Origin of the sequence: Alienimonas californiensis (assembly GCF_007743815.1) — a bacterium.
GTDB lineage: Bacteria > Planctomycetota > Planctomycetia > Planctomycetales > Planctomycetaceae > Alienimonas > Alienimonas californiensis.
In genome coordinates, this window is sequence record NZ_CP036265.1 from 5,124,957 (window position 1) to 5,151,580 (window position 26,624).

The following is a 26,624-nucleotide window of genomic DNA, read 5'->3' on the forward strand; positions in this document are numbered from 1 at the left end:
GCCGCGAAAGGGTGTCTACCGCAACGCCCCCGGGGACACGGCTTCCCGGTGGGGGCGGGCCGGCAAGGCCGGCGGCGCGGACTCCGTCAGTCGCCGACGGCCGTGCAGGGCGTCTTGCGATCAATCCGCTTGAGCAGGCCCGTCAGCACGCGGCCGGTGCCGACCTCAAAAAAGCGATCCACGCCGGCCGCCATCATCGCCCGGATCGAATCTTCCCAACGAACCGGAGCGAGCACCTGGCGGACGAGCAAATCGCGGATCTCCGCCGGATCGGTGTGCGGGGCGGCGTCGACGTTCGACACCACCGGAACCTTCGGCGGGCGAATCTCCACCGCGTCCAGGGCCGCGGCGAGTCGTTCGTCGGCGGGCTTCATCAGCGACGTGTGGAACGCCCCCGCGACCGCGAGCGGGATCGGCCGGCCCCCGGCCTTCTCGATTTCCTCGATCGCCCGGGCGATCGCCGCCGATTCGCCGGAGAGCACCGTGTTGCCGGGGCAGAGAAAGTTCGCCAGTTCCAGCACCTCGTCGCCGGCGGCCGCGTCCCGCACCCCCTGCACCGCATCGCGGTCCAGCAGCAGGGCGGAGACCATGCCGGAGGACGTCGCCTCCGCCGCGGCCTGCATCGCCCGGCCGCGGGCCTGCACGACCCGCAGGCCGTCTTCAAAGTCGAACGCCTCGGCGAACGCCAGGGCGGTGTATTCCCCGAGGCTCAACCCGGCGACGTGCGACACGTCCGCCAATGCCTCGGGGTGTTCGGCCTTCAGCTTTTCCAGGGCGGCGTAGCCGGAGACGTACAGGGCCGGCTGCGAAACGTCCGTCGCGTTTAACTTCTCTGCCGGGCCGTTTTCACAGAGCGCGGCGAGGTCGTAACCGAGAACCTCGGCGGCGCGGTCGTAGAGATCGCGGGCGGCGGGGTAGTCCGCCCGGAGGGCGGCGCCCATCCCGACGGTCTGGGCTCCCTGCCCCGGAAAGAGCAGCGCAGTCGTCATCAGGAAGCGGGCGGGGCGGCGGGGACGGTTTGCAGCGCGGCCAAGGCCTCGGCCATGCGCTCGTTGAGATGGGCGTGCCGGAACAGTTCGACGGCCGCTAATGCGTTTTGGATCGCGGTCGCGTCGCTGGAGCCGTGCGAGATGATGCAGGTGCCGTCGATCCCCAGCAGCGGCGCCCCGCCCACCTTGCTGTAGCGGAAGCGATTGCCGAGCGACTCGAAACTGGCCTTCGCCGTGGCCATCGCCGCGGGGGCGGCCTCGCCCAGGGCGCCGGCGTTTTGCTTGAGGTCGCCCAGCACCTGCCCGGCGGCGGCGGTCATCAGGAACTCGGCGATGCCCTCGGAAACCTTCAGCGTGACGTTCCCGACGAAGCCTTCGCAGACCAGCACGTCCGCTTCGCCGCGGTAGAGCCCCCGCCCCTCCACGTTGCCGACGTAGTCGCCGGCGGTCGCCCGACTGGACCGCAACAGGTCGTGCGTCTGCCGGTAGAGTTCGTTCCCCTTGCCGTCCTCGGAGCCGATGTTCATCAGCCCGATCCGCGGCTTCGGGATGCCCAGCACCTCACGGGCCAGCACGGCGCCCATCACGCCGTATTGCAACAGGTGCTCCGGCTTGGCGAGCGGGTTGGCGCCGACGTCCAGGAGAATCGACCGCCCGCGGAGGGTCGGCAACGTGACCGCGATCCCGGGGCGCTTCACGCCCTTAAGAAACAGCCGCGTCCGCAACCCGGCGGCAACGACGGCGCCGGTATTGCCGGCGGAGACGACGGCGTCGACGCGCCGCTCCGCCATGAGCGTCCAGCAGACGGTGATCGAACAGCGAGGCTTGGCCCGCAAGGCGGCGGTCGGCTTCTCCTCCATCCCGACGACGCCGTGCGAGACCTCAAAGGTCAATCGCCCGCCGAAGTCGTCGCCGCCCTCCACCGCAGGCCGGACGACGCTCTCGTCGCCGACCAGCACGACGTGCAGATCCGGATCCTCGGCCAGCGCAAGGCGGGCGCCGTCGAGGTTGGGACCAGGCGCGTCGTCGCCGCCCATGGCGTCCAACGCGACGCGGGTGACGCCCCCGGGCGTCGAGCCCGGGGCGAAAGCAGGATCATGCAAAGCCGGGCCGGCGGCTGAGGGAGAATCGGTCACACTGACCTTCGACAACGGTACGGTCCGCCCGGGTGAGCGAACGACGGGTGAGGCAGGCGCGGGCGGAACAAGAACGCCGCCCGAAGAGGCTTACTCGTCGTCCGCCTCGACCAGGGTGCGACCCATGTAGAACCCGCAGTTCGGGCAGACGACGTGCGTCGGGCGCGCCGTGCCGCACTGGCTACAGGGGGCAACGGGAGGGGCGGTGCGGCTCATGTGGCTCCGCCGCTTCCGCTTGCGGGCCTTCGAGGTACGCCTTTTAGGAACGGCCATGGTCTTTTATCCACGTCGCGCCCGCGGGACCGCCGCGAGCGGGCCGATGGACGCACGAAAGAACGACGGAGCGGCGACCGCACGGTCGCCTGCGGGCCGCGCAGCATAGACGGGACCGATTGACTCGACAACCGATCGCCCGCCGAGGATTCGCGAGGCTACTCCGGCCGCGCCGTGCACCGCACCGACCCGTCCGGTCCCACGGAGATCCTCAACAGATTCGGGCGGCAACAGACCGGGCAATCTTCGACGTACTCCTGCTTCGCCCCGGCGGCCGGATCGACGGGCACGACGATCTCCTCCCCGCAGGCGTCGCAGATGTAGGCGGCTTCGTCCGCGGCCGGCGACTCGCCCTCCTCTTCTTCCCCCCGCCCCGGCCGGGCTGACGCCGGCGGCGCGGCGAATCGAGCGGCGAGATCAAACGGATCGGGCGTCATGGAAGCGCCTCCCAGTCCGGGGCGGGAAGCCCCCGCCGGTTTACGGAAGCAGTCGAATCAGCATACACTGTAGGACTCCCCCACCGTTTCCCGCGGCCCCCGCCGCCCTCAACACAGGAGCCACCCCGCGTATGGGTACCAAGAAGTCCGGCAAAGGTCGTCGCAAAATCGGTCGTAAGAAGCGGCGGATGCGCGCCAAGATCCGCCACAAGAAATAGTCGAAGAGAGTCCGCGGCCCCGGTCGACCGTCGCGCGACGTTCGCACGGTCCGACTTTTCAGGGCGCCGCTCGCTCTTCACAGCGTGACCCGCAGGCCGTCGACCGCCACGGCGGCGCCCGGCGGGGGATCGTGCGCCTCCCCCAGCCCGACCGGGTCGGCGGGGTCGGCGGCGTCGGGGCTGACGTGCACCAGCAGGGTCCGCTGCGCCCGCGCATGGCGGGCCAGATCGAGCACCGGCGACAACGTGCTGTGGCCGGTGCGCGTGGCGAGGTCTTCCCAACCGTCGGGGAAGTTGCATTCGTGGACGAACAGGTCCGCGTCGGCGGCGAACGCGGCCGTCTCGGGCGCCGGCGCGGTGTCGGTACAAAACACGAACCGCTTCCCGCCTGTTTCAAATCGCAGCCCGAGGCTGCCGCCGGGGTGGACCTGTTCCCGGAAGTGCAGCAGTCCGTCGGCCACGGGCAGTGTCCCGGCGGCCTTTTCCGGCAACGGGTGCCAGGAATAGATCGGCGGCAGGACCGGGAACAGATCGCAGGCGAACAGATGCTCGCGAACCGCGTCCAGCTTCTCCCGTCGGCCGTGGATTCGCACCGCCGTGAGCGTGCCACGCTCGATATGGGCTAGTGGGAACGTCAGCCCCATCACGTGATCGAGGTGGGCGTGCGTCAGCACGAGGTCCAGCTCGGTGACCCCGTGAGCCGCCAGCCGCTCCGGCGCCCGAAAGAAGGCGGAGCCGGCGTCGATACAGAGCCCCCGGTCCGGCAGCAGCACGCAGGTGGTGTGCCGGTGCGCGTCGGGGTGATACCCGCCGGTGCCGAGGAACTCGACGTTCACCCGTCCGCCCCCCGGAGCAACCGAATTCTGGGCATCAGCCTGTCGTTCGTCGGGGGCGGGGGGCGGCGGGAAACGTCGTCAGGCCGTCAGCTTTTCTCCGGGGTCTCGGCCGGTTCGCCGGGATCTTTGCGGAGGTCCAGCCACTCCGAGTGGAACGTCTCCTCCCGGGGCTTGTCGAGGCGCTGGTAGGTGTGGGCGCCGAAATAGTCCCGCTGGGCCTGCAACAGGTTCGCGGGCAGCCGGCTGCGGCGGTAGCCGTCGTAGTAGGACAGCGCCGCGGTGAAGCCCGGCATCGGGATGCCGAGTCTCACGCCGTTCTGCACGACTTCCCGCCACGCGGACTGCGACTTGTCGATGGCGTCCTTGAAGAAGTCGTCCAGCAGCAGGTTTTCGAGCTGCGGGTTCTTGTCGAACGCGGCCTTGATGTCGTCGAGGAACACGCTGCGGATGATGCACCCGCCCCGCCACATCAGGGCGATGTCGCCGTAGGCGAGGTCCCAGCCGAACTCCGCGGCGGCGGCCTGCATCTGCACGTAGCCCTGGGCGTAGCTGACGAGCTTCGAGGCGTACAGCGCGTCGCCGACGGCGTCGATAAACGCGTCGCGGTCGCCGTCGAACTTCGTCTGATCCGGTCCTTTCAGCACCTTCTCGGCCCGCTCCCGTTCGTCCTTCTGGGCGGCGAGGCAGCGGGCGTAGACGGCCTCGGTGATCAGCGTGGTCGGCACGCCGAGGTCCAGCGCGTGCTGGGCCATCCACTTGCCGGTGCCCTTCTGCTTGGCGACATCCAGGATCAGGTCGACCATCGCCTCGCCCGTTTCCGGGTCCTTGGCGCTGAAGATGTCGCGGGTGATCTCGATCAGGTAGCTGGCCAGCACGCCCTTGTTCCACGACGCGAACACGTCGTAGAGCTCGTCGTTGGACAGGCCGAGGGCTTCCTTCATCAGGAAGTACGACTCGCAGATCAGCTGCATGTCGCCGTACTCGATGCCGTTATGCACCATCTTGACGTAGTGCCCGCTGCCGGCGGGGCCGACCCATTCGCAGCAGGGCACGTCGTGGTTCGGCCCGACCTTGGCGGCGATGTCCTGCATGATCGGCTTGACCAGCGGCCAGGCCTCCTTGGAGCCGCCGGGCATGATGCTGGGGCCCTTCAACGCACCCTCTTCCCCGCCGGAGACGCCGGCGCCGACGAACAGGTAGCCCTCTTTGGTCAGTTCGTCGTAGCGGCGGTTGGTGTCGACGAAGTAGCTGTTCCCGCCGTCGATGATCACGTCGCCCTTATCGAGGTGCGGCTTGATCGCCTCGATCACGGCGTCCACGGCCGGGCCGGCCTTCACCATGATCATCACCTTACGGGGCGACTTCAGGCTGGCGCACAGTTCGCCGAGGTCGTTGTATCCCTTCACCCGGTCGACGGTGCCCTCGTGCACCTTGTCGACGCCCTCGCCCGGCAGGCTGGCGATGAACTCCTCGGTGGTGGAGGCGGTCCGGTTGTAAACCGCGACGGAATGGCCGTGGTTGGCCATGTTGAGGACGAGGTTCTGCCCCATGACGGCCAAGCCGATCAGGGCGATGTCGTGTTGCGGTTCGGACATGAGGACGCGGGCGGGTGTTGCTGAGCGACGGACGTGACTGCGAGGTTGCCCGCGCAGGATACCGGCGACCCGTCCGGACTTCATGCCACGATCCGCGTCCGCCGGCTCCGGGAGCGGCGCACGCGGATCGTGCGGATCAGTTCGACGGGGCGAATCAGCCCTGGACGCGGGGCCAGGTCGGGTCTTCGGGGAGATGGGCCTGGAACTCGGCGATCAGTTCGGCTTCGTATTCGCCGGCGTAGTCGCCGCTGAGGAACCGCTCGCAGCCCTCGCCGTGAAAGCGTTCCCAGCTCTCCTCCTCGTGCCCCGGGTTGATCGGGTAGAACAGGGCCCCGACCGCGCGGGCGGCCTTCAGGTCGCCGGGGGCGTCGCCCATCATCAGCACCCTGCCCTTTTCGTAGCCGTAGCCGGCGGCCTGGCCGAGGGTCTCCTTTTTGCCGCCGGCCTCCTGCCCGCAGATCGCCTCGACGTAGCGGGCGATGTCGTGCTCCTCCCACTCCTTCTGGAGGGCGGCGTTGGGGGTGGCGCTGCAGACAATCATGTCCGCGACCGGGGCCAGCTTTTCGAGGCTCTCCCGCACCATCGGGTACGGGCTGACGCCGTGAACCATGTGGTCGATGTCCCGGTTGACCTGCTCGCTCCACTCCAAGCAGAGCTTGAGGTCTTCGTTCGGGTTGCGATCCAGTTCCGCGATGAGGGTCGGATTGCCGAGGCGGGTCTCCCGGGCGACCCAGTCCCGCAGGCCCTGCAACGGCATCAGTTTGACGCCGCGGCGGCGGACCTCCGGGCGCTCGGCCAGGTAGTCCAGCACGCTCAGCAGGGCCGGGAAGCGGTTGATGCCGCGTTCCTTGCTGTAGAGGTTCACGAACTCCGCGCACTCCCGGCCGTACTTGCTGCACGCCTGCAGGCCGAAGTACTTGATGATGTTCGGAATGAAGCACTCCTTGTGCTTCAGCTCCATCGTGTCGAACGCGCAGCCGTCGGAGTCGATGCCGACGAGGTAGTCCTTGGTGCGGGCGGTGAACTGCGTGTCGAGCGGATTGTCGGACATCGGGCGGCGAACCTATCGGCCCTGATAGCGGGCGGGTGCGGGCGGCGGTGGGCTGGTGGCCTCCCGGTCTACCCGGGATCGCCGCCGGCATCCAGTTTCCCACGGTTCGACGCAGCGAACGCGGCGTGCTCCGCCGTGCCCATCCCTTCGGCCAGCGTGTCCAGCACCGCGGCGAAGTCCAGCGCCGTCAGCGCCGGCACGTTCAACCACAGACCCGGAAAGGTCCGGCTGCGGATCACCCCGCCGCGGCGGGGGCGGAGGCGTTCGTACTCCCCGGCTTCGTTCAGCACGAGCCAGTGCAGTTGTTCCCGTAGCGGGGCGAACACGAGGTACTCCCGCACCCCGGCGAGACGGTAGCGCTCCCGCTTCTCGTTGAGATCCCGCGAGGCGGTGGCGGCGCCGATCTCGACAAACAACTCCGGCGTCCCCGCGAGGTAATCGTCGCTCGTTTCCGTGGACGCGCCGCCGCATTCGGGCAGCAGTCGGAGGATGCTGTCCGGTTCGGGGCCGTCCACGTCCGTGAGCCGGACGGTCGAAGCGGTCCCCCCGTCCACGCCCGGCGTTCGGGCCTGATACATCCCCAGCCATGTCTCGATGATCCGATGCGGCTGTCCGTGGGGCCGGTGGCGAAGCGGGCTCATGATCTGCACTTCTCCTGCGAGGAGTTCGGCCCGAACGTCTTCCGGCATCGCCTCGTAGCGGCGGATGTATTCATCCCAGCGCAGACGATCGCCGTGACGCAGCGGCGGCACGGCGGCGCCAGAGGCGGGAGAGGACGGCAGAACGGCGGGGGCGGTCATCGCGGGAACTCGCACGGATCGATTCGGGTCCCAGTGTACCCGCTCGCTGCGTCCCTCAGCGGGCCTTGCGCCCGGCTCCGCTGCACAGGGTGTTGACGTACAGGGCGTGATCCAGCGTGCCGCAGCCGGCTCGCACCGCGGCGACCACGTCCACCTTCGCCGGGTCGGGGTCCAGCACCGCCTCGGGCAGCCACAGGCCCGGCAGGGCGGCGCTTTTGAGGTAACCGTCGCCCCGGCCGGGGCGGCGGGGGTCTTCGTCCAGACGGAACCACTGCAGGCCGCCGCGGGCGCCGGCGAGGACGAACTCCGTCACCCCGCCCTCCCGCAGGGCGTCGATCCGGTCCGGCAGATCGCGGCCGCGATCCGTTTCCGCGGCGCAGACCACCACGATCGGCGGCCCCTCCAACCGCACGACGCCGCCGCGATCCGTCGTCGCGACGCAGCGGCCGTCCGCCGGGTCGTAGAGCGCAGCGTCGGCGTACAACTCGTCCCGGGAGGAGAGCGTGATCCGCACCTCCGTCGCCCGCACGATCCCCGGCGTTTCCACCTCGTACTGCCGCGTCCAGGCCTGCAAGGCCTCCGTGAGCGCCTTGCGGCGGGGCGTCGGCGGCAGGTCGTTCAGATGCACGATCCCCCGCAGCAACTCCGCCCGGGCGGCGTAGCGGGTGCGGGGCAATTCGGCCCGGAAGCCCGCGACCGTCGCCCGGTCGCCCTCCGCCAGCCCGCGGCCGGGACCGCCGCCCGCCGGGGCTCCGCCGCTCGGGGGGAGGGCGTACGCCGGGGGAACCGACTGGCGAGCAGACATGGCGGGCGCTCCGTCAGGACGGGGGAGACTGGCGGTCGGCTTGGGGAACGTAGGCGTCCAACTTCTGATCCGCGTAGGTGCGGGCCAGTTTGGCGAAGCGGATGCGGCCGTCGATGATCGGCACGCTGGGGTTGCCGTCGCCGATCAACGGGCGGGCGTACTTCAGGAACTCGTCCGTGACGTCGGTACCGTCCTCGCTGATCCAGTCCGCCGGGAAGTGCCGCTCGCTGTTGGCGACCTCCTTCAGCGGGGCCTTGTCGTACTTGACCGTGTAGTTCTCGCGGTCGGTCCGCAGGATCGTGCTCATGTAGCCGTGCTCCCCGGCGGCGGCCAACAGGGCGGCCTTCTCGCCGGCCCGGTAGCTCTCGGCGAGGTCCACGACGCTGGCGTGGAAGATGCTGTGCCGCTGGTCGGTCCCGGAGACGTTGCAGCGGGCGTTGCCCTTCACCGGCAGGCCCCGCTTGTTCACCTCGTTGGTGAGCATTTGGGCGACGGTGATCTTGGAACTGCTGAAGGTCGGGTGCCCGAAGCTGTCGCGGACGATGAACTCCTCGGGGATCTCCAGCCCCTCGATGCTCAGGCCCTCGCTGACCACCACGATCGCCCGGCCGTGCTCCTTGCAGGTCGCGGCGATCTGCTCGTGGATCTGGTCGATCGTGACCTTGCGCTCGGCCAGATAAATCAGCAGCGGCATCTCGCGGTGCGGGTCCGCCAGTCGGGCGGCGGCGGGGATGTAGCCGATCTTGCGGCCCATCGCCTGACAGATCAGCACCGGGTCCGCCGGCGAGGAGCCCATGTTCTCCTCGTTGACCTGCTGGATGTAGTTCGACCAGTACCGGGCCGTGCTGCCGTAGCCGGGGGTGTGGTCGATCAGCTTGAACTCGCTGTCGCCGACGTCGTTGTCGATCGTCTTCGGCCCGCCCAACCCGCAGACGTCCAGGCCCCGCTCCCGGGCGAGGTTCGCCACCTTGTTGGCGGTGTCCATCGAGTCGTTGCCGCCGATGTACACGAAGTAACCCACGTTATGGGCCTTAAAGACTTCGAGCACCCGGTCGAAGTCTTCGTTCTGCCAGTCCTTCAGCTTATAGCGGCAGGTGCCGATCGCCCCGGCGGCGGGGGTCGTGCCCAGCAGGGCGATCTCCTCGGGGGCCTGAGCCGTCAGGTCGATCAGTTCTTCCTTGAGGACCCCCTCGATGCCGTGGTGGCCGGCGTAGACCGTGCCGATCTCGTCCAGCAAACGGGCCGTCTCCACGACGCCGCGGACGGTGTTGTTGATGACGGCGGACGGGCCGCCGGACTGGGCGACGATCAGGTTCCGGGCGGGCACGGGCGATTCAGAGCGAGGGCGAGAACGACGGACGGACGACCGGCCGGCGATGCTACCGTGTGCGCCGCGTTCGCTCCACGGAGCGGAAGGCGAGCGGGGGGCGTGAGCCCCCCGTCTGTTTGCACGCCGCCGAGACTCAGGGGGCTAACGCCCCCCGCTCGCCGGCGAAATTGCTACGGAACGGTCGGGTGGAGGGTGACCGTCGTCCCCTCCCACGAGAACGCGATCCCCGCCGGGGCGAACAGGGCGGTGAAGAACGTGTCGGCGTCGGCCTCCGTCACGTCGATCGACACCCGGGCGTCCAGATCCCCGCCGCCGGCCGCCAGCGCCCGGGGGTCGTATTCGAACCGCACCCCCGCGACTGCTTCCATCACCCGCTGCACGCTGGCCCCCTGCACCTTCAGGGTGAACGTCCGCCGGTCCAGCGGGACGCCCCCGCCCTCCCCCACGGCGGTCTTGGCAGCGAAGGAGGTCAGCGGCGGCGCCGGCTCCGCGGCGAACCCCTCCGGCAGAGGTTCGATCGTGACTCCGGTGCGGTCTTCCGACCAGACGAACGTCAGATCGAACGGGGCGAGGACGGCGGCCAGCGTCGTCGGGATGTCCGCCGCGGGCAGGCGGCCGGCGGGCCAGAGGTCGTGCGGGACGGCGTCCGGGTTCGTGATCGTCAGCGACGCCTGAGCGGCGACGTCTTCCAGAAGCGCCCGCGGCGTCGTCAGGTCGTCCCACCTCACATCGCGCTCTTCCAGCGCCCGTTCACGCGGCGCCCGGCGGACGCCGCGGGTCGGTTCCAGTTCCGTCCGGCGGGCCGCGGCGATCGCTAACGCCGCCGCGCAGGTCTCCGGCGAGGCGACGTAGACCGCCCCGCCCAACGCCACCGCGGCGGCGTTCCCCTGCCCCGCGGCGTCGGCCAGCGCCTCGGCGACCGTCAGGTTCTCCGCGTCCAGCGTGACGGGCGTGGTGGGGTCGAGGCCTCGCACGAACGCCAACGCCGCCCCGTTCGTCTCCGCCAACCGGCTGACCGCCCGCCGCAACGGCACGTCGTCAAACCGCACTCCCGGCAGAACCTTCGCCAACACATCCGGCAGCGGGGTCGGCTCCGCCGCCGGCGGTTGAGCGAAGACGGCGGCCAGGAGGGCGAGCGTTACGGCGACGTTCACAGCGGGCCGATCTGATTGGGGAACGCCACGACCGCCGCCACCCCGTAGGCGGCCGTCGGCAGCAGGCCTCCGAGGACCAGCGCCCACCGCACCGACCGATGCCGCAGTCCGAGCCGGTCAAGAACGCACTCGGCGAGCGGCCCGGCGAAATAGGCGACGTTCACCAGCAACACCCCGGCGAAGCAGTTCCCCCAGAAGGCGGGGGCGGCGTAGGTCTCCGGCCCGCTCAGCAGCGCGACCGGGCTGCACACCGCGGCGAGGACGAGGTTGAACGCGATTCGCAGCCGTTCCCAACCGAGGAAGATCGCCTTGGCGTCCGCCCGGTCGAAGGCGGCGGGTTGATCGGGCGGGGCGATTGCGGCGGCGGACGCCGCGGGGTCGAGTTCGGTCGCGACGGGGGACATGCGAAATCGGCGGCGAACGGATCGGAACCCGTTTAGCATATCGTCGCCCGTGCCCCGTTCCCGCCCCGCCTCCATGCCCGCCGCCGGTTCCGACGCCGCCCAGTCCGCCCCGGAGTCGAACCAGCGGGTTCGCCGCATCGGCATCGACCTGGGGACGACGTTCAGTTCGCTGGCGGCGCTGGATCGGCACGGCAACCCGGTCAGCGTCCCCAACGCCGCGGGGGAACTCGCCACGCCGTCGGTCGTGCTGTTCGAGCCGGACGGCAAGGCGGTCGTCGGCACCGAAGCCGCCCGCCGGGCGATCTCCGCGGGGAATCGCGTCGTGCAGCAGGCCAAGCGGTTTCTCTCCGACCCGGAGAAAAGCTGGGACGTCGGCGGCCGCTCCGTCAGCCCGACCGAGGTCAGCGCCCTGATCCTGCGGGACCTGCTGCGGTCGGCACGGACCCGGTTCGGGGCGATTGAGGAGGCGGTCGTCACCGTGCCGGTGCAGTTCGGCGACGCCGAGCGCCGCCGCACCGTCGTCGCGGCGAAGTCCGCGGGGCTGCAGCGGGTCACGCTGATCGACGAGCCGGTCGCCGCGGCCCTCTGTCACATCCTCGCCGGCAGCGACGCCGAAGAGGGCGGGCTGTGGTTCACGGAACTCGCCGCGGAAACGACCGTGCTGGTGTTCGACCTCGGCGGCGGCACGCTGGATCTGGCGGTGGTCGAGTACGGGGCGAACGGCGTGAAGGTGAAGGCCGCCGGGGGCGATCCGGAACTGGGCGGCGTCGACTTCACCGCCGCGATCGCCGACGCCCTCGCCGGCCAGTTCGCCCGGGAGAACGCGGGCCTCGGCCCGTTGGCCGACCCCCGCAACGACCCCGACAGCGAACAGGCTTTGCTGAACGAGGCCGAGGAGGTGAAACGCTCGCTCTCCGTGCGGGAGGCGACGCAGATCAACATCGTCCACGCCGGCCGCCGCAGGAGCTACAAGGTCGAACGCGGCCAGTTCGAGGCCCTCACCGCGCACCTCGTCGCCCGGGCGGAGAAGCGGGTCACGGAACTGATCCGGGAGCACACCAAGGGCTGGGGCCAGATCGACGCGGTGCTGCTGACCGGCGGTTCGACCCGCATCCCCGCCGTCCGGGCGATGCTGAAACGGCTCGCCGGCACCACGCCCAGCACGGAGCTGTCGCCGGATCAGTCCGTCGCCCACGGCGCCTGCCTGTACGCCGGCCTGCTGAGCCGGGACGAATCCTTCGCCAAGAATCTGCTCGGCGATCGGGCCGATACCGGCGAATGGCGGGACAAGCTCTCCCGGGCCCTGCCCGCCCAGCGGACGGGCCGCGGACTGGGCATCCTCGTGCGGGAGGTCGGCACCAACGCCCACGTGCCGCACTACCTCATCCCGCCGAACAGCACGCTGCCGGCTTCCGCGACGCAGGCCTACGGCACCGTCCGCCCCGGTCAGCGGCGGGTGCGAATCCGCGTCGTGCAGGCCGGCCCCACGCCGGACGCCCCGCCGACGGAGTTGGGCGACTGCATCGTCGAACCCCTGCCGGAGGGGCTGCCGGAGAACGCCGCGATCGCGGTGACGCTCTCGCTGGACGCCAGCGGGCTGGTGCACACCACCGCCGTGGAGCAGACCGGCGGGGTGCGGGCGGAGACGAAGATCGTGCCGAACGCCCGTCGGGCCGCGCCCGCCCCGCCCCCGGCGACGCCCGCCGTCGACGACGACCCGGTTTCAATCAAACTCCCGCCCAAACCCGGAACGGAACCGGCGAAGCAGCCGGTGAAGGAGTCGTCGGCGGAGAAGCCGACGAAGGTCAACGCCTCCGGGGCCGCCCCGCCGCCGCCCGCCCCCGGCCGCACCGGCAAAGAGGCCGTGGAGGGCGAATCGGAGTTCTGGAACATCGTCGCCCCCGAGGTGAAGAAGCAGCGCCGCCGCCGACAGACGCGTTCCTGATCCGGCGCAAAACATAACGCCGAGGCCCCGCGGGGCCTCGGCGTTACGACGCTTGTCGAGGGAAGCGACTTACATCACCTGCAACACGCGTTGCAGGAACTCCTCGTTCGTTTCGAACTTCTGAATCGTCCGCGACAGGTCTTCCATCGCCTGCGTGCTGGGCAGGGAGATCAGGCTGCGGCGGAGCCGGTTGACGCTCTCGTGCGTCTCCCGGTCCAGCAGCAGTTCCTCGCGGCGCGTGGAGGACTGCGGGATGTCGATCGCCGGGAAGATCCGGCGGTCAGCCAGGGAGCGGGAAAGGACCAGCTCCATGTTGCCGGTCCCCTTGAACTCCTGGAAAATCACGTCGTCGCCGCGGCTGCCGGTTTCGACCAGCACCGTGCCGACGACCGTGACGCTGCCGCCCTCCTCGAACTTCCGGGCGGTGCCGAACAGCTTCTTGGGGATGTCCAGCGCCTTGATGTCGATGCCGCCCTGCGTGACGCGGCCGCTGTTCGTCCACTTGTTGAACGCCCGGGCCAGCCGGGTGATGGAGTCCAGCAGGACGACCACGTCCTTACCTTCTTCCGCCATCCGCTTGGCCCGCTCAATCACGAGTTGGGAGACGCGGATGTGGCTTTCGACGTCGTGGTCCAGGCTGCTGGCGATGACCTCGCCGTGGACCGACCGCTGCATCTCCGTGACCTCTTCGGGCCGCTCGTCGATCAGCAGGACGATGAGGTGCACCTCCGGGTGATTCGTGGCGATGCTGTCGGCCATTTCCCGCAGCAGGACGGTTTTGCCGCTGCGGGGCGGGGCGACGATCAGCGCCCGCTGACCCTTGCCCAGCGGGGTGAGCAGGTCCATCACGCGGGTGGAAACGACGTGCTGCCCGGTTTCGAGCACGATCTGCTCGGTCGGATTGACCGGGGTGAGCGTATCAAACTTCGGGACGTCGTCGTATTCCTCCGGCCGAACGCCGTCGACGGCGTTAATGAGCTTCAGCCGCGGTCCCTGCCCGCGGTTGCCGGGGCCGATCTCGCCGTCGATCTGGACCCCTTCCCGCAGGCGGAAGCGGTCGACCAGGGCGCCGGAGACGAAGGGGTCGGACTCCTGGGCGACGTAGTTGTTGGCGGCCTCCCGCAGGAAGCCGTAGCCCTTGGGGTGCATCTCCAGCACGCCGTTGACGGGCTCGCCGCCGCCCTTCTGCGGGGGCGGCTTGACGGCACTGCGGGGAGCCGGGGCGGGCGGAGCCTCGGCGGCGCCCTTCTTGCCGCGGCGACCGCGACGGGACTTCTTACCGTTCCCGGCGCCGACCGCCGAAACGTTCTTCGATTCCAGCGTCTCGGCCAGCTTTTCCGCGGCGAGGCTCTTGGCGACCGACGGCGGCAACCGCACGCCGTATTCGTCGCCGATCACGGACCGGCGGGGCTTCAACACCGCCGCGGCGGACGGGTTGATCGGCACCGGCGGGGCGTCGTCGTCGTTGCCGAAGTCGAACTCGGACAGGTCGATTTCGTCCTCCGCCGGCTCTGCCTTCTTCTTCGCCCGGCTGCGCTTGGGGGCGACCTTCTTCGTCTCCGACTTCTTGGCGGTCGTCTTCTTGGCGGCGGAGCGACGGCGGGCGGGGGTCTTCTTCTCCCCGTCCTCGTTCTCGCCCGGGGCCGCGTCGTCGCCGGCCTGCTCGGCCGCGGCGTCGTCCGCTTCGGACTTTCGAGTCTTGCGGCGGGTCGCCTTGCGGCGGGGCTTGGGTTCGGGTTCGTCGGCGAGACCGGACCCGAAGCCGTCTGCGTCTGCGTCGTCCATGGCCTCGGCGGAGTTGAGGGGTTCGCTGACGGAGTCGTCGTTGCGGCGAGCGGAGCGGGACCGCCGACGGGCGGCGCCGCGGCGGGTCGCGGGGGCGTCGGGGTCGGCGGCGATGTCCGTCTCCTGGGAGACGGCGGCGGTGGCGGACGGCATAGGGCCGAGATTCCTCACACGATCAAATAGAAACAGAAATTCGGCGTCGGCGCGCCGACGTCGCCCGAAGACGACGCCGCGGGCCGGCCAGCACGGCCGACCGGCAAGAACAGAGACCAACCGGGCCGAACGGCCCGAGCGATGACGGCGGCGAACAGGGCGAAACTCCCGGACGCCCGGAGCCGCGGAACTCGCGGCGACCGTACGAGGTCACCGCGAACGCCGCCCCGGGAGGGACGCGGGGCAGCCGATCGGGCCGAACCCCCGCCCGCCGAAGCGGATCGGGAACAGGACGGCGCAGGCCGGATGCTGATGCAGAACGGGCACCCCGAAGCCCGCCCGACGCTCTCGCCCGCAACGAAGAGGGTCGCGATCCGCGACGCTCGGGGCGGGGAGGGCTTGGCCGGCCGTCCGCGCTACCTGACGAACCCGACGTTCCCGGAGGAACTCCCGGTTCCTGAAAGAACCGGGGCGTCCTGTCGAACGTAACAGGCCGGGATCCGTCGACGCCGACGAAAAAAACCAGGCCGGTCAGGGCGGGGAGAGAGGCCGACGGGCTGAACCCGGGGCAGCGGTCGGGAGAAACGGGAACCCTCCGACGGCCCCGAGGCCCGACCTGCGGGAATCCTAGCCATCGACGCCGCTGTGTCAATCGCGGTCCCGGCTCTCCGCCGAAGCTGCGGCGATTCCCCGAGCCCACGGCGTCACGATCCACCCGGACCGCTCGACCGTGCCCCGCCGCCGCGACCGGGCGACATGGCGAACGCCGCCGCGGCGGCGGTAGGTTGCCGGCCTCGCTCGCCCGCCAAACACGCCCTTCCCGCATCCCGCTTCCCCGCCCTGCCCGATGTCGAGCGTTCTTTCCCCCCGCCCCGCGCCGGGGCAGCCGTCTCGCTTCGGCCGCCTGTTTTTCGCGGCTCTCCTCCCGCTCCTCTGGGCCGCGGCGCCCCCGGCGCCGGCCCAGGAACGGCCGGCGGGGTTGGCCCCCGCCGCCTACGCCCTGGTCGGCGGGACGGTCCGCACGGCTCCGGACGCGAAACCGTTCGTCGGCACCGTGGTCGCCCGGGACGGGCTGATCGTCGCCGTCGGCCCTACCGATCAGGTCGCCGTGCCCCCGGACGCGGAGAAGATCGACTGCACCGGCCTGTACCTCTACGCCGGGTTCCTCGACGCCGCGACGGATCGTCCGTTGGACGAAGGCCGCATCCCTGACCCGGCCGCCGGACGGGACGTGAACCAGACCCGCTATGTGCTCGCGGCGACGGAGACCGACAACCGTCGCGGCCTTGTCCCGGCGTTCCCCGCTCAGGAAGGGCTGTCCGAAGACGATAAGACCGCTAAATCCCTGCGGGAGGCCGGCTTCACCGCCGTGCACCTCGTCCCGCGGGGCCGCATCGCCGGGGGGAAGACGGCGCTGGTCACCACCGCCCAGGCGCCGCTGCGGGAAACGCTGCTGACCGAGGGGCTGTTCGCGGCGCTGGACCTCTCGCAGCTGTCGGGCCGGGAGTATCCGAACACGCTGATGGGCACGTTCGCCCACCTGCGGCAGGCCTTCGCGGACGCCGAACGTCACACGCTCCACCAGAAGTTATGGGCGGAGGGCGCCGCCGGCGTGCCCCGCCCGCCGGCCGACCCGACGCTGGAGGCCCTCGCGGCGGTCCTCGCCGGCGACCTGCCGCCGTTGTTCGAGGTCAGCAGCGCCGACGACGCCCGCCGGGCCGTGAACTTCGCCGCGGAATACGGCCTCGCCCCCGCCCTCGCCGCCGGCCCGCGGCTGCGGGAGGCTCCGTCCGTCTGGAACCCCGCCGCCCCCGGCTTCGCGGAGAACGCCCCGGAGGTGATCGTCCTCAGCCTCGACTTCGGCTCGGAACCGAAGCGGGAGGGCTACAAGAAGCCCAAGGGAGACAATTCCGACGAGAAGGAGTCCGAGGACAAGGCGGACGACGACGAGGAGGACGATGGCGACTCGAACGAGGACGACGACGAGACGGCCCCCGCGGATGTCCGCGTGCCGGAGCCGCTGCGGGCGCACCGGGCGCGGCTGGACCGCTGGCGGGACGCGGTCGCCGCCCCGGCCGCCCTGCACCGGGCCGGGCGCCGGTTCGCCCTCTCCTCCCGCGGCCTGAAGAGCCCCGGCGAACTGCTGACGAACCTGCGACTGGCCGTCAAAGCCGGGCTGCCGGAGGAGGCCGCCCTCGCCGCGCTGACCCGCGACGCCGCCGACCTGTTGGGCCAGGGCCGCCGGCTGGGCGTGCTGGAGGCGGGCCGGCAGGCGCACGTCGTCGCCCTCACCGGGCCCTTCACGGCGGGCGAGGCGAAGGTGCGTTACCTCCTCATCGACCGGGAGCAGTACGAGTACAACGACAGCGCCAAGCCGCTGGACCTCGCCAAGCAGAAACGCAAGGCCCTCGTCGCCCCCAAGCCGGTCCCGGCCGCCGACGCCGAGAGCCAGCCGACCGAAACGCACGCCGACCGCCTCGCCGCCCAACGGCGGACCGGCGGGAACCTCATTATCACCGGCGGCACGGTCCTCACCGGCACGGGGGAGACGATCCGGGGCTGCACCGTCGTGATCACCGACGGCAAGTTCGCCTTGGTTGAAGCGGGCGTCGATCTGAAGCCGCTGCCGGACCACACGCTCCTCGACGCGACCGGCAAGTACCTGATGCCGGGGATCATCGACACCCACTCCCACATCATGATCACCGAGGGGATCAACGAGGCGACGCGGTCCCTCACCCCGGAGGTCCGCATCGCGGACGTGATCGACACCGACGACGACAGCGAATATCGGGCGCTGGCCGGCGGCGTGACGACCGCCCGGCTATTCCACGGCAGCGCCAACGTCGTCGGCGGGCAGGACGCGGTCGTCAAGCTGCGCTACGGGGCGACCGCCGAGGAACACAAGCTGGACGGCGCCAAGCAGGGGGTGAAGTTCGCCCTCGGCGAGAACGTGAAGGACTCCAAAACGGCCTTCCCGAACACCCGCCTCGGGGTCGAGGCGACGCTGAAGCGGGCCTTCAGCGAAGCCGCCGACTACGCCCGCCGGCACGCCGCCTACAAGGACGCGATCGAGGCCGATCCGTCGAAGAAGGACTCCCTGCTGCCCCCCCGCCGCGACCTGCGGTTGGAGGCCCTCGCGGACATCCTCGGCGGCGAGAAGTTCATCCACTCGCACTGCTACCGGGCGGACGAAATCCTGATGCTGATGCGGGTCGCAGAGCGCTTCGACGTCCGCGTGGCCAGCCTCCAACACGTTTTAGAGGGCTATAAGATCGCCCCGGAGATCGCCGCCCACGGGGCCAGTGCCAGCACCTTCGCCGACTGGTGGGCCTATAAGGTCGAGGCGTACGACGCGACCCCCTACAACGCCGCGATCCTGCACGAAGCCGGCGTCAACACGGTGATCAAAAGCGACGACTGGGAACTGATCCGGCACCTCTACCTCGAGGCAGCCAAGCCGGTGAAGTACGGCAACGTGAGCCCGGACGACGTGATCGCCTTCGTGACCCTCAACCCGGCCAAGGAACTGGGGTTGGCGGACCGCATCGGCAGCATCGAAGTCGGCAAGGACGCCGACCTCGCCGTTTATAACGCCCACCCGCTGAACAGCTTCACCCGGGTCGAGACGACGATCGTCGACGGCGAGATCCGCTTCGACCGCTCCCGGGCCGTCACCGCCCTCTCGGCGGAGGCGCAGGAACGGACGCAGAACCCGCCGGCGTGGTCGTTCCCGAAGCCGGAACTCCGCAATCTCACGCTCGATCTGGAACCGGCCCGCGGCGGCACGTTCGCCCTGGCCGGGGCCACGATTCACACCTGCGACGACTCGCTGGGCGAGGACAGCGTGATCAAACAGGGCGTGATCGTCGTGCAGAACGGCGTCATCACCGCCGTGGGCCCGGTCGGCCAGACCGACGTGCCGGCGGGCGTGCCGCTGCTGAACGTCCGCGGGCTGACCGTCACCCCCGGCCTGTTCGACGCCGGCACGGAGCTGGGCCTGACGGAGATCGGCAAGGTGTCCGAGACGCAGGATTATCAGGAGAGCGGCGACCTTCAGCCGGACCTGCGGGCCGGCATCGCCCTGAACCGCGACTCGGAACTGATCCCCGTCGCCCGCGCCGGCGGGATCACGCACGCCCTGGTGCGCCCCGTCGGCGGGCTGATCGCCGGGCAGGCCAGCGTGACCCAGCTCTCCGGCTGGACGGCGCCGGAGATGGTGCTCGAACTGGAAGCCGGCCTGCAGATCAACTGGCCGCGGGAACGCGATTACAACCCCTTCGACGGCGACAGCACGGAGAGCGACGACCGCCTCAAGGAGCGGATTGAACAGCTCACGGAGTTCCTGGAAGAAGGCCAACGCTACCTCGCCGCGGTCGAGGCCGCCGAGGCGGGCGGCACTGATGCGTTCGGCCCCGTGCCGGACCCCCGGTTCGAGGCCCTCGCCCCGTACCTGTCGGGCGAGAAGCCAGTCTTCTTCGAGGCGAACACGACCCGGCAGATCGCCCAGAGCTTGGCGTTCGCGGAGAAGTTCGGCCTCAAACCGATCGTCACCGGCGCCGCGGACGCCTGGAAGCTGGCGGACGAACTGGCGGAGAAGGACGTGCCGGTGATCGTCGGCCCGGTGATGCGACGGCCGACGGAGGATCACGATCCCTACGACGCCCCCTACGCCAATCCCGGCCGGCTGTACGAGGCCGGCGTGACGTTCTGCCTGCACTCCGACGAGGCGAGCAACAGCCGGAACGTCCCGTTCGAGGCCGCCCAGGCGGTCGCCTACGGCCTGCCGGAGCAAGCGGCCCTGCGGGCGATCACCGCCGACGCCGCGGCGATCCTCGGGGTGGCGGATCAGGCGGGCACGATCAGCCCTGGCAAACGGGCCAGCCTGATCATCGCCGACGGCTCGCCGTTGCAGATCACCACCTCAATTAAGGGGGTGTTCGTCGACGGCGTCCCCTACGCCCCGGAGAGCCGCCAGACCCGGTTCTACGACCGCTACCTCCAACGCCTCCGCACCCCCCAAGCCAGCCCGGCGATGCGGTGAGGGCTTGGTGAAGGCGAGCGGTGGGCGTCAGCCCTCCGTGTCCTCCTACGTCCCCGCGAACACAAATCGCCGCCCCTGACCCACGATGTTCGGCTTTGACCGCGTCTGGCTGCTGACCTGGACGACGTACGGCAGTCGCCTCCCCGGCGACGAACGCGGCTTTGTCGGCCGGGTGCGGGAACGAAGGCCCGAGGACGTCCCCGGTCGCCGTCGCGTTCACAACCGACCGCAGACAGAGATCGACGCGGCGAAACCCTCGCTTGAGCGTGTGGCGCAACGCCGGATGACGCATCCGCCCACGCGACTGCACGCCGAATGCGTCCGCCCGTTGCTGAATCAGTTCGCTGAGACGGCGGGCGTCCGCGGGTGGCGATGTCTGGCAGCCGCGGTGATGGCCGATCATGTGCACCTCCTGATCGGCGTGAACGGCGATCCGGCTCCTGATGCGATCCTGCGGGATTTCAAGGCGTACGGGAGCAGGGCACTCAACCGGCGGCTCGGCGCCCGCCGCTGGTGGTCGGACGGCGGGTCGACGCGGCGGAAGACGACATCCGAAGCCGTTCTCGCCGCGGCTCGCTACGTCCGGGATCAGCCGCTCCCGCTGGGGGTGCGTCTGGCGGCGGAGGTCGCCGAAGCGGTGGACGTGTGGGAACGGGCGAACCCGGTCACGGACACGGAGGGCTGACGCCCACCGCTCGCCATCCTTACGCCTCGGCTCAGAACGTCCCCACGCCTTCGATCTCCTCGATCAACAGCACCTGGCGGCCGTTGGCGTAGCGGGAGGGGTCGGCGTGAAAGGCTTGGCGATTCGCGTCGCTGACGAACAGGAACAGGTCGTCCTTCCAGATCGCCGCGTGGGTCGTGCTGCCGGGGACGGCTCGGCCTTCGTCGCGGTAGAGCACGGGGTCGCAGCCCAGCAGCTTCGGGGCGTAGCGTTCGGCGTTCGTATAAAACTTGTCGAACGCCGCGTCGTCTGCCAGGAAGTACGTGATGCCCTGATGCTCCCACTGAAAGTCGCGTTTGCCGCGGACCCACTTCTTTTCGAGGTGCAACGTGACCGGGCAGTAGCCGCGCAGGCCCAGCAGCTTGCGGGTCGGCCGACGCACGACCCGGGGGGTGCCGGCGACCGGGCGACGGCTCTCGCGGTCGTCCGTGGTCGACGGCGCCGGGTTGTCGGTCGGATCGGTCGCGGTCGGATCGGCGGGGGAGCCGGGGCGGAACGGGTCCGGTCGGCCGCCGTACGGGTCCGGCGGGAAAGTTTTCGTCAGCGAGGAGCCGGAGGGGTCGGAGTCCCCGAAGGCTCCGCCGAACGCGGCGTCCGGCACGGCGGGGCCGAGGTCCGGTTCGTCCCCGTCCGACGGGGCGGCCAGCTTCGATTGCCACGACGGGTCCTGCCGGCCGATCCGCGTCGGATCAGGGCGGTCGAGGGCGATCCGCGGTCCGAGTTCCGGCTGCGGGAGCGTCTTGAGCGACACGTACTGCCCGGCGACCGCTTTGACGCGGCGGGCGTAGTCGGCGGGTTGTTTCATCCCGCTCATCTGGCCGAGCACCCGGCCGTCCGGGGTCAGCAGCACGTCCGCGGGGATGCCCCGCACGCCGTACTGCTGGGCGATCGCCTTGTGCTGATCGAAGTCCAGGTGCACGCCGACCGCGTCGTTGCGGAGCAGTTCCGCCACAGTGGCCGAGTGCAGCACCGGCTCCATCTCCCGGCAGGGCCCGCACCAGGCGGCACTGAAGTGCATCAGCACCGGCCGGTCGGCCTTTTTGGCGGCGGCGAGGGCGGAGGGGAGATCCTGGTGCCACTCCCCCGCCCCGCTGGCCGGACGGACGCTCCCCGCCGCGGCGACGCACAGCGCGACCGCCGTCACGATTTGGGGGGATAGACCGCTGCGCACCGCCGAACTCCAACCGGGACCCGGGAATCGGGTTCATCGGTCGTGCGGTCGGCGGAACTTCAGCCCGACGCGGCGCCCAGCCGCAAAAAATTCGCCAGCAGCGCGTCCCCCTCCGGGGTCAGCACGCTTTCGGGGTGAAACTGCACCCCCCGCACCGGCCGGGTGCGGTGGGCGAAGGCCATGATCGTGCCGGCCTCTGCCCCGTCCTCCTCCAGCGTCGCGGTGACGGCGAGTTCCTCCGGCAGCGTGGCCCGCTCGGAGACGAGGGAGTGGTACCGCCCGCAGGCGAGCGGGTTCGGCAGACCGGCGAACAGGTCGGAGCCGTCGTGTCGCACCGCCGCGGCGACGCCGTGGGCCGGCTCCCCCCGCACCACCCGCCCGCCCAGCGCCGCGGCGATCGCCTGATGTCCGAGGCAGACGCCCAACAACGGCACGTCCCAGTCCGTGCAGGCGGCTCGGGCCAGTTCCACGCAGACCCCCGCCTCCGCCGGCGTGCACGGGCCGGGCGAGAGGATCACCGCCTCCGGCCGCAGCGCCCGGGCCTCGGCGAGGGTGACGGCGTCGTTGCGGCGGACCGTCACCTCCCGGCCGAGTTCCGCGCACGACCGGGCGAGGTTGTGGGCGAACGAGTCGTAGTTGTCGACCAGCAGGATCACGCGGGGATGGTAGCCAGATCCGGTTCGCCGTCGCCGTGAGGCGGCGCGAACCCGTGCCTGCGCGCCGCCTCACGGCGACGGCGAACCGGGGGAGTCAGTGCGAGGGGCAGAGGGCCCGGAGGGTCGCGGAGGCTTTGTGGAGGGTTTCTTCGTACTCCGCGGCTGGGTCGCTCTGGGCGGTCACGCCGCCGCCGACCCAGGCGATCGCCCCCCAGTCCCGCAGCCAGGCGGTGCGGATGAGGATGTTGGAGTCCATCGCCCCGTCGAAGCCGATCCAGAACTGACTGCCGCAGTACAGCCCGCGGGCGAACGGCTCGAGTTCGTGAATGATCTCCATCGCCCGCACCTTCGGCGCCCCGGTGATCGACCCGCCCGGGAAGGCCGCGGCGAGCAGGTCCCAGGCGTCGCATTCCGGCCGCAGCGTGCCGCGGACCTCACTCACGAGGTGATGCACGCTGGCGTAGCTTTCCAATTCGCACAGCGCCGGCACGCGAACGCTGCCGGGCTCGCAGACCCGGGACAGGTCGTTGCGGAGCAGATCGACGATCATCACGTTCTCCGCACGGTCCTTGGCGGAGGCCTGCAACTCCGCGGCCGCGGCGGCGTCCCCGCCGGGATTGCTCCCCGGCGGGTTCGGCCGCGGCCGGGTGCCCTTGATCGGCCGGCTCTCGACCTGCATCCGCCCTTCTCTATCGGGCGTGACGGAGAGAAACCGCTCCGGCGAGGCGCTCAGCAACACGCCGTCCCCGCCGGCCCCGGCGTCGCCGAAGGCTCCCGCGGCGAAGACCCCGCCGAACGGCGCCGGGTTCTCCATGCGTAGCCGGTGATAGACAGTCCGCCAATGATCCGCCGAGGCTGCCGGCACGAGGAGCGGCTGGGCGAGGTTTACCTGGAACACGTCCCCGGCCCGTACGTACTCCACGGCCCGGGCGACCGTCGCTTCGTAACTCGGCCGGGTAAACGTCCCGAACGCCTCGCTCCACCCGGGCACGCGCGGCAAATCCGGCGTGACGGGGTCGTCCTGCATTGCCTCCAACGGCGGCGGCGACTCCGCCTCCAACCGGGCCAGCACGGCCGCCAGCCGGCGTTCCGCCAGCTGTTCTTGGCGAACGCCGTGCGGGGCGTGCGGGTCCGGGCCGCCCTGCGAGACGACCCACGCCCGCCCCGCCGCGTGGTCCCAGGCAAGGACCCAATCCGCCACCGCCGTGACGCTCCGCCCTGGCCCCAAGGTCACGCGGGGCTCCCGGCCCCGTTCGGGCACAGCGAACGTCTTCGGCTCCGGCAGGCGTTCGAACCGCCGGCCCTCCTCGTAACACCACAGCCCCACCGCCCCGCCCTGAAACGGCGGCAGGCCCTCGACCCGCTCCGTCTCGAACGCTTTGAGGGCGTACCGCACCGTCGGCGCCGACGCCGGCCGCACGTCGGCGGTCAGATAGGAGAAGCGGCCCCGCGGATCGTCCGTCGCGCTGCTGTCGAACAGCACGGGGCCGCAGTCGGCGAACGCCGAGAGCGCCGCCGGGACCGTCGGCGGGGGCGTCAGTTCGTGGACCAGCGGTCGCGTCGTCATTTCCGCACCGTACGGGCCGCGGCCCGGCGTTCCAGGGCGCTCTCCTCGGCCCGCGTCAGCAGGCCCCACCGCAGGGCCTCGTCCTGCACGTAGCCCTTCCCCAGCGTGAGGGCCGTCGCCGCCTTCGCCAACTCGTGCCCCAGATAGAAGGCGTGCGAGGCGGACAGCGGCCGCCCGACGGCATTCGCGGCCGCCTCGGCGGCGTCGAACAGCGCGAAGGGGTCTCGGCCAACGTGGCGGCCGTCCCGGTTGAAGAGGTGGATGTCCCGCCCGTCGATCAACACGCGGTAGTTCGGGTCGGTGACCGACGCCGCCAACTCCGCGATCTCCGCCGGCCTCGCCACTCGCGGCCGCGGGTCGCGGAGCATCACCAGGGCGTCGCTCAGATGCTTCGGCACAGTCCCCCGGTCCGCCGCGCACCGCATCAGCCGGCGGGCGGCGTCCAGTTCCCGCACGCTGCTTTGGGCCCACGGGATCACCTGAGTGGTCAGCACGCTGAAGATCCGCCGCTCCTGACAGAACCCCGCCAGCAACGCGTTTACCCCGGCGGAGTCCACCCCGGTCAGCTCCGTGAGGTTCCCGACGCCCATCAGCATCGCCGCGTCCGGACGGCGGCGGCGGACCTCGGAGTAGCGGTCCAGCGAGGCGGCGAAGCCGAAGTTGATCGGCTCCAGAATCGCGTCCAGCCGGTGGGCGACGCCGGCTTCGCCCAGCGCGTCGGCCGTGCGATACAGGCTGTCGAGGTCCGACGGCTCGTCGGGGATGACGACGAACTCCGCCCCCGTGTCCCGGCCCAGCGGGACGGCCCAATCGCGGTTCGTGCCGTTGCAGGAGAGCACCAGCTCGGCCCCGGCCGCCACGGAGGCCGTCACCTCGCCGCGGTCGAAACTGTCGACGCTCACCCGGTATCCCTCGCCGTGCAGCAATCGCACCAGCGCCGCGACGCGGGCCGTGGGGGCGCCGGGCGTGGCGCCGACGTCGATCACGTCCGCCCCGTCCGCCCGCAGGGCCGCGGCGGTCGCGACGATCTCCGCGTCGGGCAGGCGGGCGGCGTGGTTGATCTCCGCGACGATCTCGATGTCCCAACGCGACAGGTCCGGCGGTTCGTCCTCGTCGCCGAGAAACGCCGGCAGATCGTGCAGATCCTTCGGCCCGCGGACGAACGGCAGACCGAACCGCTCCGCCAGCGCCGCGGGGTCGGCGTCGCCCAAGCCGGGGAGCACGGCCCGGTCGAACCGCCCCCCCAACGCGTCCAGCAGCGGGCCGAGGCGGTTGAGGAGCAACTTGGTGTGCATCAGCGCCGCGACCTGCACGCCGGGGACGACGATCTCCCAGGCGAAGCCGTGCCGCTCCCCCAGCGGGGCGAGCGTCCGCCGCAGGGCCGGCTCCGCCAGCGTGCCGGTGACGAACAGGATCCGCTCTCCCCGCCAGCGGCCCCCGTCGTCGCCCGGCTCCGCGGGATCGGGATCGCTCACCGGACGGCCCCGCCGTTCACGTTCACGATCTGCCCGGTGACGAAGGACGCCGCGTCGCTGCACAGCCAGCGGGCACAGCGGGCGATGTCCTCCGGCGTGCCCCAGCGTTTTAGGGGCGTCTCCCGCATCACCCGGGCCTGCCATTCCTCGGGGGCGGTCTCTCCCCAGGCGGTGAGAATCCAGCCGGGGGCGACGCAGTTGACCCGCACCTCCGGCGCCAGGGAGACGGCCAGCGAGCGGGTGAAGGCCATCACGCCAGCCTTGGCGACGGCGAACAGTTCGCCGCTGTCGCCGTCCATGCCGGTTGCCGCCTGATCCCAGCCGACGTTGAGAATCGCCCCACGGCCCCGCTCCCGCATCGCCGCCCCGATGGACCGCGAGAGGGCGACGGTGGCGGTGACGTCCACCGCCAGCAGTGCCGCGAGCTTCTCCTCATACGCCAGCGAGCGGCCGGCGCCGGTCAGCAGGTCGACGCCGGCGTTGTTCACCCACACGTCCGGCGTGCCGAGCGCCGCAGTCGCCTCCGCGAGCAGCCGTTCCCGCTCCGCCGGCTCCGCGAGGTCCCCGACAAAGCGACCGGCCGCGGAGACCTCCGCCGCGACGGCCCCCAGTCGGTCCGCCGAGGCCCGGCAGGTGAGAAATAGTGTCACCCCGGCAGCGTGCAGTTCCCGGGCGATCGCGGCACCGATGCCGCTGCTCGCCCCGGTCACGACTGCCGTGCGATTCGGCAACGAAGCGAACCCCGCGGGCGGCTCCGGCGTCTGCTCCGGCATGGGAGGTTCGCGATGCATTGGGATGGGTGGATGATCGGAAGGCACGCATGCCCGCCAATTGGGCAGGCCACCGGGGCTGAGACCCTCGGTCATGACCTCAGCACGCGGGTGCGGCATATTTTCACACGATTCCCCGCTGATGCACACCCCGTTAAGGAACGGCCCCTGCAATCCCGCCGCAGCTCTGGGAAATCTCCGTGAAGAAGACGGTGGAACAGGAATCAGCAGTTGACTGCGAGTCCCGTCCTGCAAAGACTCGTGTGAACTGCCTGATGGGTTTGTCGACCAAGTCCCCGGCCAGCG

21 protein-coding genes are annotated in these 26,624 nt (G+C 70.7%); 3 read left to right on the top strand and 18 right to left on the bottom strand.

All coding sequences use genetic code 11. The features are described from left to right. Nucleotides 1-86: 86 nt before the first annotated feature. The 12 genes from fabD to CA12_RS20425 all read right to left on the bottom strand — a co-directional run bounded on the left by fabD (nucleotide 87) and on the right by CA12_RS20425 (nucleotide 11,028). Nucleotides 87-992 (bottom strand): ACP S-malonyltransferase, encoded by a 906-nt coding sequence (fabD, locus tag CA12_RS20370; protein ID WP_145360962.1) that lies wholly within the window; start codon nucleotides 990-992, stop codon nucleotides 87-89. Beyond that, on the bottom strand, nucleotides 989-2,125 hold the full coding sequence (gene plsX / locus CA12_RS20375; protein WP_242688054.1) for a phosphate acyltransferase PlsX: 1,137 nt from the start codon (nucleotides 2,123-2,125) through the stop codon (nucleotides 989-991). The genes fabD and plsX overlap by 4 nt, the downstream gene beginning before the upstream one ends. A gap of 90 nt (nucleotides 2,126-2,215) precedes the next feature. Then, on the bottom strand, nucleotides 2,216-2,398 hold the full coding sequence (gene rpmF / locus CA12_RS20380) for a 50S ribosomal protein L32 (protein ID WP_145360963.1): 183 nt from the start codon (nucleotides 2,396-2,398) through the stop codon (nucleotides 2,216-2,218). A gap of 158 nt (nucleotides 2,399-2,556) precedes the next feature. Continuing rightward, nucleotides 2,557-2,835 carry a CPXCG motif-containing cysteine-rich protein gene (locus tag CA12_RS20385; RefSeq protein ID WP_145360964.1) on the bottom strand — a complete coding sequence of 93 codons (279 nt, stop codon included), beginning with the start codon at nucleotides 2,833-2,835 and terminating at the stop codon, nucleotides 2,557-2,559. 295 nt (nucleotides 2,836-3,130) lie between these two features. After that, nucleotides 3,131-3,889 carry an MBL fold metallo-hydrolase gene (locus tag CA12_RS20390; protein WP_145360965.1) on the bottom strand — a complete coding sequence of 253 codons (759 nt, stop codon included), beginning with the start codon at nucleotides 3,887-3,889 and terminating at the stop codon, nucleotides 3,131-3,133. Nucleotides 3,890-3,975: 86 nt separating this feature from the next. Then, nucleotides 3,976-5,484 (bottom strand): decarboxylating NADP(+)-dependent phosphogluconate dehydrogenase, encoded by a 1,509-nt coding sequence (gene gnd, locus CA12_RS20395; protein ID WP_145360966.1) that lies wholly within the window; start codon nucleotides 5,482-5,484, stop codon nucleotides 3,976-3,978. A 154-nt stretch (nucleotides 5,485-5,638) separates the two neighbouring features. After that, nucleotides 5,639-6,535 (bottom strand): HAD family hydrolase, encoded by an 897-nt coding sequence (locus CA12_RS20400; protein WP_145360967.1) that lies wholly within the window; start codon nucleotides 6,533-6,535, stop codon nucleotides 5,639-5,641. Between the two features lie 68 nt (nucleotides 6,536-6,603). After that, complete coding sequence (locus CA12_RS20405; RefSeq protein WP_145360968.1) at nucleotides 6,604-7,335, bottom strand: Uma2 family endonuclease; 732 nt, start codon at nucleotides 7,333-7,335, stop codon at nucleotides 6,604-6,606. Between the two features lie 55 nt (nucleotides 7,336-7,390). Beyond that, on the bottom strand, nucleotides 7,391-8,140 hold the full coding sequence (locus CA12_RS20410) for a hypothetical protein (RefSeq protein ID WP_145360969.1): 750 nt from the start codon (nucleotides 8,138-8,140) through the stop codon (nucleotides 7,391-7,393). A gap of 13 nt (nucleotides 8,141-8,153) precedes the next feature. Next, nucleotides 8,154-9,467: a diphosphate--fructose-6-phosphate 1-phosphotransferase gene (locus tag CA12_RS20415; RefSeq protein WP_145360970.1), complete on the bottom strand. Its 1,314-nt coding sequence runs from the start codon at nucleotides 9,465-9,467 to the stop codon at nucleotides 8,154-8,156. A 173-nt stretch (nucleotides 9,468-9,640) separates the two neighbouring features. Then, entirely contained in the window at nucleotides 9,641-10,624 is a 984-nt protein-coding gene (locus CA12_RS20420; RefSeq protein WP_145360971.1) for a hypothetical protein, read from the bottom strand. After that, nucleotides 10,621-11,028, bottom strand: coding sequence for a hypothetical protein (locus CA12_RS20425; RefSeq protein WP_145360972.1), 408 nt, complete (start codon nucleotides 11,026-11,028; stop codon nucleotides 10,621-10,623). Before CA12_RS20425 ends, CA12_RS20420 begins: the two co-directional genes overlap by 4 nt. A gap of 73 nt (nucleotides 11,029-11,101) precedes the next feature. Between CA12_RS20425 and CA12_RS20430 the strand changes: the two genes are divergently transcribed. Beyond that, nucleotides 11,102-12,973 carry an Hsp70 family protein gene (locus CA12_RS20430; RefSeq protein ID WP_165700896.1) on the top strand — a complete coding sequence of 624 codons (1,872 nt, stop codon included), beginning with the start codon at nucleotides 11,102-11,104 and terminating at the stop codon, nucleotides 12,971-12,973. Nucleotides 12,974-13,042: 69 nt separating this feature from the next. Here CA12_RS20430 and rho read toward each other — a convergent pair whose 3' ends face one another. After that, nucleotides 13,043-14,911: a transcription termination factor Rho gene (rho, locus tag CA12_RS20435; protein ID WP_242688057.1), complete on the bottom strand. Its 1,869-nt coding sequence runs from the start codon at nucleotides 14,909-14,911 to the stop codon at nucleotides 13,043-13,045. Nucleotides 14,912-15,758: 847 nt separating this feature from the next. Between rho and CA12_RS20440 the strand changes: the two genes are divergently transcribed. Together CA12_RS20440 and CA12_RS20445 are read left to right on the top strand one after the other, a co-directional pair. Beyond that, nucleotides 15,759-19,955 (top strand): amidohydrolase family protein, encoded by a 4,197-nt coding sequence (locus CA12_RS20440; protein ID WP_145360974.1) that lies wholly within the window; start codon nucleotides 15,759-15,761, stop codon nucleotides 19,953-19,955. An 85-nt stretch (nucleotides 19,956-20,040) separates the two neighbouring features. Next, on the top strand, nucleotides 20,041-20,640 hold the full coding sequence (locus tag CA12_RS20445; protein WP_145360975.1) for a transposase: 600 nt from the start codon (nucleotides 20,041-20,043) through the stop codon (nucleotides 20,638-20,640). A gap of 31 nt (nucleotides 20,641-20,671) precedes the next feature. Here CA12_RS20445 and CA12_RS20450 read toward each other — a convergent pair whose 3' ends face one another. From CA12_RS20450 to CA12_RS20470, 5 genes are all read right to left on the bottom strand, one after another. Continuing rightward, entirely contained in the window at nucleotides 20,672-21,823 is a 1,152-nt protein-coding gene (locus tag CA12_RS20450) for a thioredoxin domain-containing protein (RefSeq protein ID WP_165700897.1), read from the bottom strand. A gap of 86 nt (nucleotides 21,824-21,909) precedes the next feature. Then, nucleotides 21,910-22,506 carry an anthranilate synthase component II gene (locus CA12_RS20455; RefSeq protein ID WP_145360977.1) on the bottom strand — a complete coding sequence of 199 codons (597 nt, stop codon included), beginning with the start codon at nucleotides 22,504-22,506 and terminating at the stop codon, nucleotides 21,910-21,912. Between the two features lie 94 nt (nucleotides 22,507-22,600). Beyond that, nucleotides 22,601-24,073, bottom strand: a complete 1,473-nt coding sequence (locus CA12_RS20460) for an anthranilate synthase component I family protein (RefSeq protein ID WP_145360978.1) — start codon at nucleotides 24,071-24,073, stop codon at nucleotides 22,601-22,603. Further along, nucleotides 24,070-25,548: a DUF6513 domain-containing protein gene (locus CA12_RS20465; protein WP_145360979.1), complete on the bottom strand. Its 1,479-nt coding sequence runs from the start codon at nucleotides 25,546-25,548 to the stop codon at nucleotides 24,070-24,072. The genes CA12_RS20460 and CA12_RS20465 overlap by 4 nt, the downstream gene beginning before the upstream one ends. Next, nucleotides 25,545-26,339, bottom strand: a complete 795-nt coding sequence (locus tag CA12_RS20470) for an SDR family NAD(P)-dependent oxidoreductase (RefSeq protein ID WP_242688058.1) — start codon at nucleotides 26,337-26,339, stop codon at nucleotides 25,545-25,547. Before CA12_RS20470 ends, CA12_RS20465 begins: the two co-directional genes overlap by 4 nt. Between the last annotated feature and the right edge of the window lie 285 nt (nucleotides 26,340-26,624).

Excerpts from the sequence above, each read along its gene's own strand:
- CA12_RS20470 (WP_242688058.1), bottom strand. The coding sequence starts at position 26,339 with ATGCATCGCGAACCTCCCATGCCGGAGCAGACGCCGGAGCCGCCCGCG.
- CA12_RS20440 (WP_145360974.1), top strand. The coding sequence starts at position 15,759 with ATGTCGAGCGTTCTTTCCCCCCGCCCCGCGCCGGGGCAGCCGTCTCGC.
- CA12_RS20400 (WP_145360967.1), bottom strand. The coding sequence starts at position 6,535 with ATGTCCGACAATCCGCTCGACACGCAGTTCACCGCCCGCACCAAGGAC.
- CA12_RS20430 (WP_165700896.1), top strand. The coding sequence starts at position 11,102 with ATGCCCGCCGCCGGTTCCGACGCCGCCCAGTCCGCCCCGGAGTCGAAC.
- CA12_RS20385 (WP_145360964.1), bottom strand. The coding sequence starts at position 2,835 with ATGACGCCCGATCCGTTTGATCTCGCCGCTCGATTCGCCGCGCCGCCG.
- rpmF (WP_145360963.1), bottom strand. The coding sequence starts at position 2,398 with ATGGCCGTTCCTAAAAGGCGTACCTCGAAGGCCCGCAAGCGGAAGCGG.
- CA12_RS20410 (WP_145360969.1), bottom strand. The coding sequence starts at position 8,140 with ATGTCTGCTCGCCAGTCGGTTCCCCCGGCGTACGCCCTCCCCCCGAGC.
- gnd (WP_145360966.1), bottom strand. The coding sequence starts at position 5,484 with ATGTCCGAACCGCAACACGACATCGCCCTGATCGGCTTGGCCGTCATG.
- CA12_RS20405 (WP_145360968.1), bottom strand. The coding sequence starts at position 7,335 with ATGACCGCCCCCGCCGTTCTGCCGTCCTCTCCCGCCTCTGGCGCCGCC.
- CA12_RS20425 (WP_145360972.1), bottom strand. The coding sequence starts at position 11,028 with ATGTCCCCCGTCGCGACCGAACTCGACCCCGCGGCGTCCGCCGCCGCA.
- CA12_RS20445 (WP_145360975.1), top strand. The coding sequence starts at position 20,041 with ATGTTCGGCTTTGACCGCGTCTGGCTGCTGACCTGGACGACGTACGGC.
- rho (WP_242688057.1), bottom strand. The coding sequence starts at position 14,911 with ATGCCGTCCGCCACCGCCGCCGTCTCCCAGGAGACGGACATCGCCGCC.
- CA12_RS20460 (WP_145360978.1), bottom strand. The coding sequence starts at position 24,073 with ATGACGACGCGACCGCTGGTCCACGAACTGACGCCCCCGCCGACGGTC.